Annotated in this window: 8 protein-coding genes; 3 read left to right on the plus strand and 5 right to left on the minus strand. The window is 68.7% G+C overall.

The genetic code is table 11. From position 1 onward, the window contains the following. Positions 1 to 149: 149 nt before the first annotated feature. Both GGR12_RS08525 and GGR12_RS08530 read left to right on the plus strand, forming a co-directional pair. The gene (locus tag GGR12_RS08525) at positions 150 to 1562 is read left to right on the plus strand and encodes a sensor histidine kinase (protein WP_183204001.1); all 1413 of its coding nucleotides are present in this window, start codon (positions 150 to 152) and stop codon (positions 1560 to 1562) included. A gap of 144 nt (positions 1563 to 1706) precedes the next feature. Continuing rightward, a complete protein-coding gene (locus GGR12_RS08530; protein ID WP_221212305.1) occupies positions 1707 to 3161 on the plus strand; it encodes an amidohydrolase family protein in 1455 nt (484 codons plus the stop codon). 39 nt (positions 3162 to 3200) lie between these two features. Here the strand turns inward: GGR12_RS08530 and GGR12_RS08535 are convergent, their stop codons facing one another. The 3 genes from GGR12_RS08535 to GGR12_RS08545 form a co-directional block, all read right to left on the minus strand. Further along, positions 3201 to 3968 (minus strand): SDR family oxidoreductase, encoded by a 768-nt coding sequence (locus GGR12_RS08535; RefSeq protein ID WP_183204003.1) that lies wholly within the window; start codon positions 3966 to 3968, stop codon positions 3201 to 3203. 71 nt (positions 3969 to 4039) lie between these two features. Further along, entirely contained in the window at positions 4040 to 5761 is a 1722-nt protein-coding gene (locus GGR12_RS08540; protein ID WP_183204004.1) for a di-heme-cytochrome C peroxidase, read from the minus strand. Positions 5762 to 5797: 36 nt separating this feature from the next. Further along, positions 5798 to 6766 carry a catalase gene (locus tag GGR12_RS08545; protein WP_183204005.1) on the minus strand — a complete coding sequence of 323 codons (969 nt, stop codon included), beginning with the start codon at positions 6764 to 6766 and terminating at the stop codon, positions 5798 to 5800. Between the two features lie 421 nt (positions 6767 to 7187). Between GGR12_RS08545 and GGR12_RS08550 the strand changes: the two genes are divergently transcribed. Continuing rightward, positions 7188 to 11900 (plus strand): beta strand repeat-containing protein, encoded by a 4713-nt coding sequence (locus GGR12_RS08550; RefSeq protein WP_183204006.1) that lies wholly within the window; start codon positions 7188 to 7190, stop codon positions 11898 to 11900. A gap of 305 nt (positions 11901 to 12205) precedes the next feature. Here the strand turns inward: GGR12_RS08550 and GGR12_RS08555 are convergent, their stop codons facing one another. Both GGR12_RS08555 and GGR12_RS08560 read right to left on the minus strand, forming a co-directional pair. Beyond that, positions 12206 to 13498 (minus strand): hypothetical protein, encoded by a 1293-nt coding sequence (locus GGR12_RS08555; protein ID WP_221212306.1) that lies wholly within the window; start codon positions 13496 to 13498, stop codon positions 12206 to 12208. After that, positions 13495 to 14847 (minus strand): MFS transporter, encoded by a 1353-nt coding sequence (locus tag GGR12_RS08560; RefSeq protein ID WP_183204007.1) that lies wholly within the window; start codon positions 14845 to 14847, stop codon positions 13495 to 13497. The genes GGR12_RS08555 and GGR12_RS08560 overlap by 4 nt, the downstream gene beginning before the upstream one ends. Positions 14848 to 15001: the final 154 nt, after the last annotated feature.

The following is a 15001-nucleotide window of genomic DNA, read 5'->3' on the forward strand; positions in this document are numbered from 1 at the left end:
TGAGGTCGTCCGGATCAAACGACAATCTTCCGGTTGGGCTCATAGAAAGCCCTGTTTTTGCCACGCCGGAGCGCCGATTCGGCTTTAATGGCTTAGCTGAATACAGCAAAGCTTCCGATTTCGATTGGATTTCAGGGCTCGACGCCCCGATGGCGCTCGTCGCGGATTCCGTCAGCGGCCCCCGTTTCGCCAAGGTCAGCGACGGCCTCCTCCACACGCTTGAGTGGAGTCGCCCCGAAGTGGTCGGCCGCCGCATGGAGGATGTGCTTCCCCTCGAGGCTCATCTGCCGCTCGAGCTGGCCTTCAACCGGATCGCCGACGGCGCCGACGTGGCCGAGGCCACCGCCACCGTCCGGGTAGCGCGGCGGCGCGCCCGTCGGATGCGGTTCCGGCTTCATCCCACGGCCTCCGGTGCGGTGGTGATCGAGGTCGCGCCGGCCACCGACCGGGCGGATTCGACCGGATCCTGGCGTCGCGTCCTGTTCGATCACCTGAACCTGATCAGCGCCGGCACCACCTATATCTACGACCGTTCCCCATCGGTCGGACTGAAGCTCTCGGTCCTGCTCGGCTTCTCGGAGGAGGGGGCCCAGACCCGCTCCCGCCCGGCGCGCGGCCTGGTTCATCCCGACGACCTGCAACGCTTCCTCGGCCACCGGCGCAGCCTCGCCTCCGCGCCGGACGGCCACACCTCGACGGTGACCACCCGCATGCGGCACAGCGACGGCAGCTGGCGCTGGATCGAGGTGCGCGAGCAAATCCTCAATCGCGACAGCCACGGCGCCGTGCGTCAGATCCTCGGCTTCGCCAGCGACGTCACCGAGCATCACGAACTGGCCCAGGCCACCACCCGCCTGGCCGCCGCCGTCATGAAGGCCGAGATCGACGAGCGCCGCCGCATCGCGCGCGAGCTTCACGACTCCATGGCCCAGCATCTGGTGGTCATCGACCTGACCATGTCCCGGCTGCAGCGCGAGAGCGCCACGCCGCTGCCCGCCGATGCGGTCGAGGACATCCAGGTCGCCTTGCGCGCCGCCCATGAAGAGGTGCGGACCTTCTCCTACCTGCTGCATCCGCCGGACCTCGAACGGCTCGGCCTCGCCGGCGCGATCGGGAAATTCGCCACCGGCTTCGGCGCCCGCACGGGCCTGGACATTCGCCTGACCATCGAGCCGATGCCGACGCTTGCGCCTGTCTCGGAACTGACGCTCTTCCGCATCGCCCAGGAAGCCCTGATGAACGTGCACCGCCACGCCCGGGCGACCACGGTCGACGCGCGACTGGTGCGGCGCGGACGCGAGATCGAGCTCGAGGTGATCGACAACGGCGTCGGCGGCAGCGCCGATCACATCGACAAGATCCTCGCCCGCGGCGCCACCGGCGTCGGCATCCCCGGCATGAAGGCGCGGCTGGAACAGCTGGGTGGCGAACTGGTCATCGGCGCGCTGGATCGCGGCTTCCGACTGAAGGCCACCCTCCCGGTCAGCCGGGATTCGCCCTCCGAGGTCCCCGCGGGCCCCGGCGAGCGGGCATCTCCCGGCCGCCCGGACACCCGCCAGTAGGCGCCTTCCGGCAACCGCAACAGCGGTGTCGCCGGTCCTCGCAACGGGCCTCGGGGTTTCACCTGATACCTAAGTCAGGCTGCGCCCGGCTTCATGCGAGCGCGGCCGTTGTTGTTCGCCGCGGCAAATGGCGGAGAGCGCACCGTGTTCACCTGCTCGACCGACGACCTCCCCAACTCTGCGGCGGCCGGCTGCGGCTGCTGCCGACCGGAGCTGAAATTCGCTTCTGACCGCATGACCGCCGAGCTGTCCCGCCGCGGCTTCATCGCCGGGGCGACCGGTTCGTTCGCGGCGCTGGGCCTGACGGGCAAGGCGCGGGCGCAGGCGCCGTCCCCGCCAATGGTGTTCCGGAACTGCATGCTCTTCGACGGCAAGGCGTCGCGCACGCGCGGCGGGGTCCAGGTGCTGGTCGAGGGAAACCGCATCAGCCGCATCATCGAGGGAGACGCCGCCCCGCCTGACGGCGCGCGGGTGATCGATTGCGGGGGAGGGGTGCTGATGCCCGGCCTCATCGACGCCCACTGGCACACCATGTTCGCCGCCCTGCCGCTGATGGCCCTGACCACCGCCGACATCGGCTTCATCTTCCTGGCCGCCAGCGCCGAGGCGGAGCGCACCCTGATGCGCGGCTTCACGACGGTGCGCGACCTGGGCGGACCGTCGTTCGCGCTCGCCCAGGCCATCGACCGGGGCATGGCCACCGGGCCGCGCATCTATCCGTCCGGCACCATGATCACCACGACCGGCGGACACGGCGACATGCGGCCTCTAGAGGATATCCCGCGCAGTCCTGGCGGCCGGCTCAGCCATATGGAGCACATCGGCGGCGGCAGCATCGCCGACACGGCCGACGAGGTGCGGCTGCGGGCGCGCGAGCAGCTGATGCAAGGCGCGACCCAGATCAAGATGGTCGGCGGCGGCGGCGTATCCTCGCCGCGCACCACCCTGGACATGTTCACCTATGGCGAGGCCGAGTTCCGCGCCGGCGTGGAGACGGCGGCCGACCGCCGGACCTATCTGACCGTCCACGCCTATCCGCCCGAACAGATGCAGCGGGCGCTGGCGGCCGGGACCCAGTGCATCGAGCACGGCCACCTGATGGACGAGGCCACGGCGCGGATGATGGCTGAGCGCGGCGCCTGGCTGAGCACCCAGCCGTTCTTCAGCGAGGAGGACCAGGCGCCCCTGACGGGCCAGAGCCGGGTCAACCTGCTCCAGGTCCTTGAGGGGACGCGGACGATGTATCCCCTCGCGCGCCGCCACGGGATCAAAACGGCGTTCGGCACCGACCTGCTGTTCTCGCCGGACATCCTGCACCGGCAGGGACTGATGCTGGCGCGCATGACGAACTGGTACAGCCCTGCCGAGTCCCTGCAGATGGCCACATCGGGGAACGGCGAGCTGATGGCCCTGTCTGGCCCGCGCAATCCTTATCCGGGCAAGCTGGGCGTGATCGAGCCGGGCGCGATGGCGGACATGCTGGTCGTCAACGGCGACCCCACAGCGGACCTGGACCTCATCGCCGACCCGAACAACTTCACGGTCATCGTGAAGGACGGGACGATCTACAAGGACACCCGGAGCGGGACTGCAGCCTGACCGGCGTAGTCCCGCCGTCTCACGCTGCAGGCCTGAGCCTCAGTCCGCCGTCCAGCCGCCGTCGACCATCACCGAACTGCCGGTCATCAGGCTCGAGGCGTCCGACGCCAGCAGCAGCAGCGGACCCGTCAGCTCCTCCATCCGCCCCAGCCGGCCGAATTTGATCCGGCTCAGCACGTGCTCGCGCGTGCCGGGCGTATCCAGGATCGGCCGGGTCAGGGCCGTGTCGATGAAGGTCGGGCAGATGGTGTTCACCCGGATGCCCTGCGGCGCCAGATCGATCGCCATGCAGCGGGTCATGCCTTCCAGCCCCCATTTCGAGGCGCTGTACAGCGACCGTCCGCCGCCGCCGACGTGGCCCATCTGCGATGAGACGTTGATGATCGATCCGGGCTTGCCCGCCTCCAGCAGTCCCTTGGCCACCGCCTGCGCCACGAACAGCGCGGCCTTCAGGTTCAGGTTCAGGACCGCGTCATAGTCCTCTTCCGTAACCTCGGTGATCGACCGGATACGATTGGCCCCGGCGTTGTTCAGCAGGATGTCGAACGGCCCGCGCGCCGCTATCTCCCGGCGCACGGCCGCGATGTCGTTGACGTCCAGCACGAACCAGTCCGCCTCGAACCCGGCCTCCCGTATCTCCGCGACCCTGGCCTCCAGCTCGCTGCCCGTCCGCGCGCACAGGGTGACGTGAGCGCCCGCCTGGGCGAACACCGCCGCGCCCGCCGCTCCGATCCCGCGGCCGGCGCCGGTGATCAGTGCTCGCTTGCCGTCGAGTCGAAGGGAGGGCAGGGGCGGCGTAAGCGTCACGGTCTCATCTCCACAGCCGACGATCGGCGCGCGGAGCTTAGCGGTGCGCCCTGGCGACGCAACGGGGCCGATCAGCCTGCGCGCGCCTGTCGCGCCCAGTCCGGCGGGTCGGCGCAAGCGACCTTCCCCGGGACCGCGCGGCTTTCGGTTGGATAGTTGTCGTAGGTCGCGGCCTTCAGGAACTCGATGATCGCGAATTTCTGGTCGTCGTTCAGCCTGGGGCCGATGCGGCCGGGCCTGCTGGTGTCGTCCGTCCACCAGTGGCCCGCATTGGAGTTGCCGGACACCGAGGTGTCGAGCGTGAAGCTCCTCAGGCCTGGACCGTCCGCATAGCCGAGGTGGACGGGATCGTACTCCCGCGTCCCGACCGTGAAGGTCGCCGGCCGGGTGTCGCTGAGCAGGTCGAACACCGTGCGCACCGCGCCGTTGTGCAGGAACGGCGGCGTCGCCCAGACCCCGATCAGCGGCCGCGCCTTGTATCCGCAGGGCGCCAGGAACTCGACGTCCGGATCCTGCTCCGACGCGGGTATCGCCGCGTCGGCGTACAGCTGTCTGCGGATCGCGTTGATCGCCGTGCTCGTGCCCACATTGGCCGGGGTCTGCGTGGACATGCCGAGCTTCGTCAGGTCGTAGGTGTACCCGGCCCAGTTCGTCGCCTGATTGGGGTCGGTCCCGATGTGCTCAAGCGGCACCACCGTCACGTCCCAGTTGCCGTCCGGCAGCGCCTTGATTCCGTGACAGCCGGTGCAGTGGGTGACGAACAGCTCCCGGCCGGCTGTGGCCCTGTCCTGGTCTATGTCGCCCAGCACACCGGTCGGCCATGTGGGCGCCTTCAGACCCCGCAGCGTCGCCTCCATCCATTGCAGGTTCCGGATCTGAACCGAGGTCCGCCAGCGCTCCGGCTCCGGATTCAGCGAACCGTCCGGTCCGACGAAGTTGGTTTTGGCGATGGTCCCGAGCACCTCGCCGATGTTGCGCGAGTCCGCATTGGCCGGAATGAACCCGTTGTACTGTAGCCAGCTCAGCCGCCAGATGTCCCATAGATAGGGGTAGCTGACCGGCGCCGTGGCGTCCCGCTGGTTGGACGGGATCATCAGGTCCGTGCCGAACACGCGATTGGCGATCCCCTGCACCGCGTCGACCCGGCCCGGACCGCCCGGAAGCATGGTGATTTTCGCCCCCGGCGTTGAGGACCGCAGATGGCTCAGCGTCCCGACGGTCGCGTCGAAGTCGGTCGCCATGCGATCGGCCGGATAGCCCGCCGCGATGGCGTCTTCGAAGAATTTGGCGCGCATCACAGGATCGGTCGCCGTGGCGGCGAAGGCGGTGGCGACCCAGTCGATGAAGGGGAAGAGGTCGATCATGGACTGGCCGCCCTCGACCACCATCACCTTGCCCTGGTATTCGATCTGGCCGGTGTGGCACATCGCGCAGCTGAAGCCCGCGATCGCCACGCCATTGTTCTGTGCCGGGTCGCTGACGGTCCATCCCAGCGGCCAGCCGTAGGGATTGCCCGGCCCGGTCTGCACGTTATCGACCAGGAAGCCGTAGCGGCGCAGGTCCTCGGTGTTCATCACCTTGCCGCTGCCGTCCGGCTTCTCCAGCGCCGCCAGCCAGGCGGCCGGCAGCAGCCTGGTGCCCTGGTCGGTGTGGTGATAGCGATCCAGCGTGGCCTGATCGATCCCCTGTTCCAGGTCGACCGCCGGGGGCGGAGCGTCCGCCGCCGATACGACGATGGCGCCGCACAACATGACCGCGGTCGACGCAATGGCGACGTTCAGGGTGCGCTTCATCTGCTTTTCCCGGGCAAGGGGCGTCGCGTGTGACGCTCAGTGAAAGGTCTCGTCTCCTGTGGGCTCGGCGGGCGCGGCGCGGTTCAGGCGATGGCGCAGGTCGGAAATCGCCTCATAGACCGCCTTCCGCAGGCGATTGATCCCGCCGACCGGCCGATGCTCCGGCAGCGCGTGCCAGGGCGTGAAGGACAGGTTCTCGCAAAAGGTCTGCTGCGCTTCGGAGTCGAACGTCTGTTTCGGTATGCGGATGGACGCGACATCGACGAACGGCGCGGCGGTCTCGTCCCACAGGATGGTCGGGTCCTCGATCGGCTGGCTGGCCGGATCCGTCTGCAACTGGACGCCGAACCGGAAGCACGCGTCCTTCTCGCCCAACCAGCTGATCATGGCCTCGCGCAGATAGTCCGGGTCCGTCGGCGCGGCCGCCGTGGATTCTTCGATCGGCGCATTCGTCGAGCAATCGACCGGTCGCGCGGAGAATTTGATGTAGCGCTCGCCCAGCCGGTACGGCGCCATGCTGAAGTAGCGCTGCTCGAACATCTCATCGACGGTCTGCGCCATGATCGCCGCGACGATCGACTGCTCGTGCGGGTGGGTGGCGAGAAACTGGTCCGACTTGCCCTGCAGCGACAGGGTGGTGAAGGGGACGTAGTCGGCGACGTTCCGGATGAAGAAGACCGGATGGTTGATCATGACGAAGTCTTGCGTCTGAGCGTCGATCTCCGCGTCCAGCAGCTTCCGGCCCGGCACCCCGGTCAGTTTGATCGCCATGCCGCGGCCGTCGCCGGCATGATCGTCATGCGGCGTGCCGGCGCCGTTCGAGAACCGTATCCAGGCCCTGTACGTCCGCGCCTCCGCGAACACCCCGACCCTCAGCTCCGGCGGCGCCTCGCCGACCCGGAACTCGGCCTTCACGCAGCCGTGGCCCTTGGCGTGCGCGTCCCGCATCGCGGGGCGTACGCCCAGCGCATAGGCCCCGGTCAGGGCGCCTTCGATGGTGGACACGATCGATGCGATGTCAGCCGCCTCCGTCGGCGGAACGACTTCCTGGCCGGGTCCGGAGCGAGCAGGGGAGGCAAGAACCAGGGACGCAAAGGTCAAGGTTCCGCCAAGAAACGCCATCGTCGACATCGTGGCGCTCCCGGCAGCCTGGCGCGACCTGCTACATCAAATACCGTCGATTTACAAGAATCGCGCGAATGACTGGCTCCTACATCTTCCGATTTACAAGCAAAGCTTACGGCCATTGCAGTGCGGCGAAGGCGGCGCGGGAGCGTCCGGAAAGGCTCCTGTCAGGGCGCAAATCAGATCATTGAAGCGCCGCAATTGGCCACCTAACCTTGGCCGTCAGGGGAGTGTGTCGCCCGCATAGGTGGTGGTGTCCCTGTATGTTTGTTTGGGCCGCGCCCACCGGGGGAATCAGACCATGCCGACCGTCACCAGCGATTTCGTGATCGATATGAACGACTTCAGCCGCGCGCGGCTGGCTGCGGTCCTCCAGGCCGGGCAGTCGGTGTCGACGTCGGCGACGCAAGCCGTGATCAACGCGCTCGATCCCGACGGCTACGCCATCCAGTTGATCTTCACCGGCACCGGCCTCGGCGGTTTCACCGCCAGGGGCGTGCCGACCACCGGCACGATCACCGGCTTCCGCATCGAGCAATCCGGCGACCTCGTGCTGGGCCTCGCCGGGCTGTCGGTTTCGGCCAGCGCCCTGAACGCGGTCCTCGCCGGCAGCGACGACGCCGCCTTCTGGAACCTGCTGTACGGCGGGGCGGACACCATCACCGGCGCCGGGACCTGGGGCGTCGCCAACAGTCTGTACGGACACGGCGGCAACGACACCATCAACGGCGGATCCGGCGGCGACCTGCTGAGCGGCGGCGCCGGCGACGACGTGATCACCGGCGGCGACGAAATCGATCCCAGCGGCGCCAGCTACGGCGACGGCATCGACGGCGGCGCGGGCGCCGACACCCTGCGCGGCGGCGTCGGCCGCGACGTCCTCGTCGGCGGCGATGGAGCCGATCTGATCGAGGGGGATGCCGGCAACGACATCCTGTACCACGACGGCGACGGGCTCACCTCGGGTGAAACCGTTCTCCAGCTGGGTCCGGAGTATGGCAACATGGCCATTCCGGTCCGTTTCTACCTCGCCGCAGACCGGCGGGCGGAGGACGGTTCCGTCGATACCCTGAACGGGGGCGCGGGCGACGACTTCATCTATCTGGGCGCCGGCGACTCCGCTGACGGCGGCGATGGCGCGGACTCCGTCGAGGTCAATTTCCGCGGCCGCAACAGCGCCCTCACCCTGGATATGACCGCCGGAGCCGCAGCCGCGATCACGGCGGTTGCGGGCGGGAGCTTCGCCAACGTCGAACGCTTCGACGTCGTCGGCACCCTGTTCAACGACATCATCACGGGCGGTGCTGAAAGCACCATCCTGTACGGCGAGGCGGGCGAGGACCGCATCGACGGCGGCGCAGGCAATGACAGCATCGCCGGCAGCGCCTTCACCAACTCCAGCCGCATCGGCAACGTCTGGGGCTCCCGCTTCGACGACGGCCAGCGCGACGAACTGTTCGGCGGAGAAGGCAACGACGCCGTCAGCGTCGGCCTGCTGGACTACGCCGACGGCGGCGCCGGCGGCGACTCCCTGCTGGTCAGTCTGGATGGACTGGACGAGGGCGTCTCAATCGAATTCTCCGCCGGTTTCGAGTTTGACATCCTGGCCCTGGTGACCGGCGGGACCTACGTGAATTTCGAAACGATCTCCGCGCTTCATACGACCGAATACCGCGACGTTATCCGCAGCATCGGGATCACCAGCATCCATACCTTCGGCGGGGATGACCTCGTTTACGCGGGCGACGCCAACAACACCGTCAGCATGGGAGACGGCGACGACGTGGCCTACGCCATGGGCGGCATCGACCTTGTGTTCGGCGGCTTCGGCGATGACCGGCTGTACGGCGGCGCGGGCTCGGACACCCTCTACGCCGACATCGACTACGACCCGAACCAGGCGGCCGGTTCGGGCGCCGACTTCCTCGACGGCGGAGAGGGGAACGACACCCTCTACGGCGGCGCGGGCGACGACGTGCTCGTCGGCGGGGCGGGCGGCGACCGGATTTACGGTGAAGGCGGGACCGACACCGTCTCCTACGACGGCTCGACCGTCGGCGTCAGCGTTCAGCGCTCGCCGAACGGCTCCGATCCGCAGACGGGGCTGCAGGCCTGGACCTATTTCGCGTCGGGCGGCGACGCCCAGGGCGACATGCTGGACGGCGTCGAGGGGATCATCGGTTCGGGACAGAACGACACCCTGACCGGCTTCGGCCGGGCCGACGGCGCCGGCGGCGCCGACACGATCGAGGGCTCCCATCTCGCGGACATCCTGCTGGGCGGCGCGGGCGACGACACCCTGCGCGGCCTGGACGGCGCCGACACCCTGAACGGCGGCGAAGGCAATGACATCGTCGGCTACAGTCGCACGTCCTCGGGCGCCGGAACGGTCGGCGTCACGGTCGATCTGCGCATCCAGGGCGTGGCGCAGGACACCGGCCACGGCTCAGACACCCTGATCAGCGTCGAGGGCGTGGTCGGCAGCATCCATGCCGACGTGCTCCACGGCGACGACCAGGCCAACTACATCCAGGGCGCCGGCGACGGCAGCCTGCCGGGCTCGGGCCCCTACCAGGGCGACCAGCTGTTCGGACACGGCGGCGACGACGTTATCGTCGGCGACGGCGCGGCCGCAGGGCTCGGCTACACCCCGGGCGACGGCGTTTCCCGCGGCTACGACCTGATCTCGGGCGGCGACGGCAACGACACCATCACCGCCGGCAACGGCGCGGACGTGGTCACCGGCGACGCCGGCGACGACATCATCTTCGGCGAGTGGGACGCCGACACGCTCGACGGCGGCGCCGGAAACGACAAGATCGACGGCGGCTCGATGAACGACATCATCACCGGCGGCGACGGAAACGATCGCCTGACCGGCGGTTCGGGCGCCGATGCGCTCGACGGCGGCGCCGGAACTGACACGGCCGTTTTCTCGGGCGTCCGTGCGGACTACGCCTTCGCCTTCCTGCCCGGCGGCGAACTGCAGATCACCGGGCCCGACGGCGTCGACGTTCTGACCAATGTCGAACGGCTGCAGTTCTCGGACGGCCTGTTCGATCCGAACGGCCACGCCCTGCCGACGGAGATCCTCGGCACCCCCAACGCCGACACGCTCAACGGCACGGCCGGCCGCGACGACATCCAGGCCGGAGCGGGCGATGACCTGATCACCGGCGGCGGCGACAACGACACCATCGACGGCGGCGCCGGCTTCGATACGGCCGTCTTCTCCGACGGCCCGGCGGGCGTGGTTTCGAGCAACGGCGTGGGCGTGACCGGCCTCGACGGCTCCGACAGCCTGACGAACGTCGAACGCCTGCGCTTCGGCACGACCGACCTGCTGGTCTCGGCCCTGCTCTTCTCGAACAGCGTCGGCAGCAGCGCCGGCGAGACCCTGATCGGAAGCTCCTCGTTCGAGGGCCTGTTCGGGCTCGGCGGCGACGACACCCTGAACGCGTTCGACGGCGACGATACGCTCGCGGGCGGCGCGGGCGTCGATGTCCTCAACGGCGGAAACGGCTTCGACACGGCGGACTACACCTCGGCCGCGGCCGGGGTCACCGCCCGTCTCGACACCATGCGCTCGACCAATGACGGTGACGGCGGCACGGACACCTTCACCTCCATTGAGGCCATCACCGGCTCCGCCTTCAACGACCTGCTCGTCGGCGGAGCGCTCGGCGACACGCTGAAGGGCGGCCTCGGCGCCGACACCCTGCTCGGCCAGGGCGGCAACGACGTCCTGTGGGGCGGCGCGGGCGCCGGCAACACCCTGCAGGGCGGCCTCGGCGACGACCGCTATGTGCTGGAGGCGCTGGACTCCGTGGTCGAGGTCGACGGCCAGGGCACGGACACGGTCGAGGCGCGCATCAACGCCTACAACCTCGCCAACAACGTCGAGAACCTGATCTACACGGGCGCCGGAAACTTCTCCGGCACCGGAAATGCGCTCAACAACGTCATGACCGGCGGGGCGGGCGACGACCTGCTCCGCGGTCGCGGCGGCGTCGACACCCTCGTCGGCGGCGGCGGCATCGACACGGCGGACTATTCGCAGGCCGCGGCGGGCGTGCACGCCCGTCTCGACAACATGCGGGCGGTCAACGACGGGGACGGAAGCACCGACACCTTCACCTCGATCGAGGCCATCCTCGGCTCCGCCTTCAACGACACTCTCGTCGGCGGCGCGCTCGGCGACCGCCTCAGCGGCGGTCTCGGCGCCGACACGCTGCTCGGCTTCGCGGGGAACGACATCCTCGCCGGCGGTCAGGGGCTGGCCAACCAGCTGCAGGGCGGGCTGGGCGACGATCTGTATGTGCTCGACGCCTACGACACGATCGTCGAGATCGCCGGTCAGGGCCACGACACCATCGAGGCTCACGTCGGGGCCCACGTCATGGCCGCCAACATCGAGGACATGTTCTACGTCGGGAACAACAAATTCTACGGCACCGGCAACGCCGGGAACAACACCATCACCAGCGGCATCGGCGACGACATCCTCAAGGGGATGGGCGGCTCCGACCGGCTGTTCGGCGGCGCGGGATACGACGAGGTCCACGTCCGCGGAACCCAGGCCCAGTACACGGTGACCACCGAGGGCTCGGGCTGGCGCATCGTCGACACCGTCGCCGGCCGCGACGGGACCATCTACGTCGAGAGCATCGAGGCGGTGCGCTTCCTCACCGGCAACACCAAGACGGTGCTGACCTACACTCACGGCGCCGCCGCGCCGGAGCCGTCGGCCAAGGACGCCGGGCCGCTGGTCTCGCCGCTTCAGGACGACGACGCCTTCGTCCTGCCGGCCCTGGCCGACAAGGCGGGGCCGCTGGTCCTGCCCGTGCAGGACGACCTCGCCTTCGACGGCGCGGACGCCGGCGGCGGTATGGAGACCGGCTTCACCGGCTTCCACGGCTTCGGCGACGCGCCGCTGTTCATCGGCGGGATGTTCGGACCGCACATCGATGACCACAGCTTCGACGCCGGCTCGATGCGCGACTGGATCGTCTGACGAATCCGGGTGACGACCGGGCGGCCGCAGGGCCGTCCGGTCCGTCCTCGTCGTCGGTTCCGGATTTGGCTGTGCGGTCAGTCCAGTGCCAACTTGTCGGCGTAACAGGCTGATTCGGAAGCGAGCTTCGTAAAGCCGCTCTCATTCGAGCGCCGGCGCTTCCGGGCCCCGCAAGTTCGGACCGCAAATCGCCAGCTTTCCGCGCCGCCGTCTGATGCACAGCGGCGTCCTGGATCAGGCCCTGCTGCTGGCGCGGCCGGGCTCATGACCGCTTCGATCATCGCCGTGGATAGCAGTCCGTCGCTCTAGCTCGCGACCACAGCCTCCAGCAGACGTCGGAACCCCTCGGCCGCGGCGAGGGTGGCCGGCGGGTTGAGGCAACGCTCGTCGTCCTCGGCGACGTGGTGGTAGCGATGGATGCCGAAGACGCCGGCGGCGGGCGCATAGCCGGCCTTGATGACCTCCTCGAGCTCACCGGCCGCGAGTACGGCGCTGGAGACGGGCGCCTCGTACCCCGCCTGGCCGGCGAAGATGGAGCGGGCGAGTGGCAGCAACCCGGGGCTGACGGACAGGAAACGCTGACTGTCGACGCTCGGCAACGGCGACGGGTGACCCGGAATGTCGTGCCAGTCGCGGGCCGCGACATTCGCCCCGAGGTGAAGCCAGAAGCGCGTCGCCTCAGGCGGAGGCGCGATCTGCTTCATCGCCTCGGCGGCGCCCAGGTATTCGTACTCGTGCCCGGTGTTGCAGATGAAGGCGAGGTTGTAGTCCCGAAGCGCGGTCGTGGCCCAGCGGGCCAGGTGTAGCCAGGCCGCGACGCCCGGGCCGCGTTCGGCGGCGCAGGTGAACCAGCCGGATCGCGGCGTCGAGATGGCCAGCCACCGGTCCTTGCCGCGATCGAGGCGGCCGACGAAGTTGAAGGCGGGACGCGTGCCGCCCTGACCCTCTATCGAAAGGCGGGCGTCCCGACCTTCGATCGCCATTCCCAGGAAAGCGCTGGCGTGCTCAGGCGCGATCAGGGCGACGGGGCCGGGGAACATCGGCCGCCGGCCGTCGGCGTTCAGGGCGATGACCTTGCCGGTCGGGCCGTTCGTGATCACGACCGCGGCCTTGGCGCCGGCGGCGAAGGCCGCTTCGATCGGGCCGCGGACAGGTCTCGGCAGAGCCGAGGACCAACGCCCGTGCGGCAGGTCGATCAGGGCGATGGCTCCGGCCATGGCTCCCTTGAATCGTCCCTGGCCATCGACCCGGACCAGCGGGCCGACGGCGCCGTCGGGACCTGTCGGGATGACGATGGGCTGCGGCAGGACCGGAGCGCGTGCGTCGCCGCTGACCAGTTCGGCGCGGGAGGCCTCGAAAAAGGGTGTCTGGAAGGTCTGCCGTTCCAGTACGTAGCCGGCCTGCTCCAGTTCGCCCGCCAGCCATTCGCCGCAGGCGGTGTCGCCGGCGCCGCCGGCACGCTTTTCGCCGAAGCCGACGTAGCGAACCAGATCTGCCTCGATCCGGTCGCTCGAAGGCGCGGCCGCCTGGAGGCTCGCGGCGCCGACCGGCAGAAGGGCGCCCGCGCCAAGGAACGTCCGTCTGCTGGTGTCGATCATTGCGATGCCTCCTGGCGGTTCGGCTGGGAAATTTGCAGGCGGTCGGTCGTACGGCTGTTCGCCGGCAGGTGGCGGCCGAGCATGATCACGCTGATGAACGAAATCGCGCACATCGCCGCCAGATAGATCGAGATCGGCACGGTGTCCTGGTATCGGGCGAACAGGGCAGTGGCGACTATGGGGGCGAACCCGCCTCCGACAACAGAGCCGATCTGGTAGCCGAGCGACGCTCCGGAATAACGCACTGATTTGGGGAACAGCTCAGCAAACAGCGCGGCCTGCGGGCCGTACATCATGCTGATGAAGGCGAGCTGGACCGTGACGGCGAGGATGATGGCCGTCGGGGAGGCTGTCCCGATCAGCGGGAAGGCCACGAACGCCCAGATGCCGGACAGCAGAGCGCCGGCCAGGAAGATCCCGCGCCGGCCAAAGCGGTCTGAAAGCGCCCCGCAGCCTATCAGGAACGGAACCATCAGGACGCTTCCGACCATGACGGCCATCAGCAGGATGTTGCGATCGATGCCCAGGCTGGTTGTGCCGTAAGCCACCACATAGGTGATGGCGACATAGAAGCAGGTGTTGTTGGCGACGAAGGCCCCGCCCGCGAGCAGGATGGCGCGCCAGTGACCGCGGGCGACCTCGGCGAGGGGCGAGCGGCGCCGCTCCCCAGCCACCGGCGGCGGGGCGGCTTCACCTTCGCCGGCCGGTTCTGACACGCCGAGATGCAATGCCATGCCGATGAAGATCAGGCCCACGCTGGCCACGAAGCCGATGCGCCACCCCCAGCTCATGAATACGTCGTCGGAGGTCAGGGCGCCGACGATCAGGAAGACGCCATTGGCGACCACCACGCCCAGCGGCACGCCGACCTGGACAAAGCTGCCGTAGAAGCCGCGCCGATTCTCGGGAGCGCTCTCGATGGCCAGCAGGGCGGCGCCGCCCCATTGGCCGCCGACCGCGAGGCCCTGGGCGAACCGTAGGGCCACGAGCAGGAGAGGCGCCAGGATCCCGACCTGGCCATAGCCGGGCAGGAATCCGATCAGGGTGGTCGAGCCGCCCATCAAGAACATGGCGACGACCAGGGCCCGCTTGCGCCCGTGAATGTCGCCGAAATGTCCGAACAGCATGCCGCCGAGCGGGCGTGCGATGAAACCCACGGCGAAGGTGCTGAAAGACGCGATCTGCGCCACCAACGGCGGCAGGTCCGCCGGGAAGAACAGGTGTGGAAACACCAGGGCGGCGGCCGTGCCGTAGATGAAGAAGTCGTACCATTCGACCGCGGCGCCGGCCGACGCCATGACGGCGATCTTCAGCCCGGGGCCGCTACGGGATTCGCGTGTTTCTGACATTCACTCCCCGACGTTCTTGAAGACGTCTGGGGAGAGGGAACGCCCCCGTTGAGGGGCGTGTCAAGTTTTGTACGACAAAACTTCGATCATTGTCCGAGCTGTCTCGGATGGGGCTGATGGGTCTGTAGCCAGACGAGGGCCGAAGATCCGCAGG

Source organism: Brevundimonas lenta (genome assembly GCF_014196335.1).
In the GTDB taxonomy this organism is placed as follows: Bacteria; Pseudomonadota; Alphaproteobacteria; order Caulobacterales; family Caulobacteraceae; genus Brevundimonas; species Brevundimonas lenta.

What these genes read in the sequence shown, in the direction of transcription:
- GGR12_RS08525 (WP_183204001.1), top strand. Translation starts at nt 150, where the DNA reads ATGGCGCTCGTCGCGGATTCCGTCAGCGGCCCCCGTTTCGCCAAGGTC.
- GGR12_RS08550 (WP_183204006.1), top strand. Translation starts at nt 7,188, where the DNA reads ATGCCGACCGTCACCAGCGATTTCGTGATCGATATGAACGACTTCAGC.
- GGR12_RS08540 (WP_183204004.1), bottom strand. Translation starts at nt 5,761, where the DNA reads ATGAAGCGCACCCTGAACGTCGCCATTGCGTCGACCGCGGTCATGTTG.
- GGR12_RS08560 (WP_183204007.1), bottom strand. Translation starts at nt 14,847, where the DNA reads ATGTCAGAAACACGCGAATCCCGTAGCGGCCCCGGGCTGAAGATCGCC.
- GGR12_RS08555 (WP_221212306.1), bottom strand. Translation starts at nt 13,498, where the DNA reads ATGATCGACACCAGCAGACGGACGTTCCTTGGCGCGGGCGCCCTTCTG.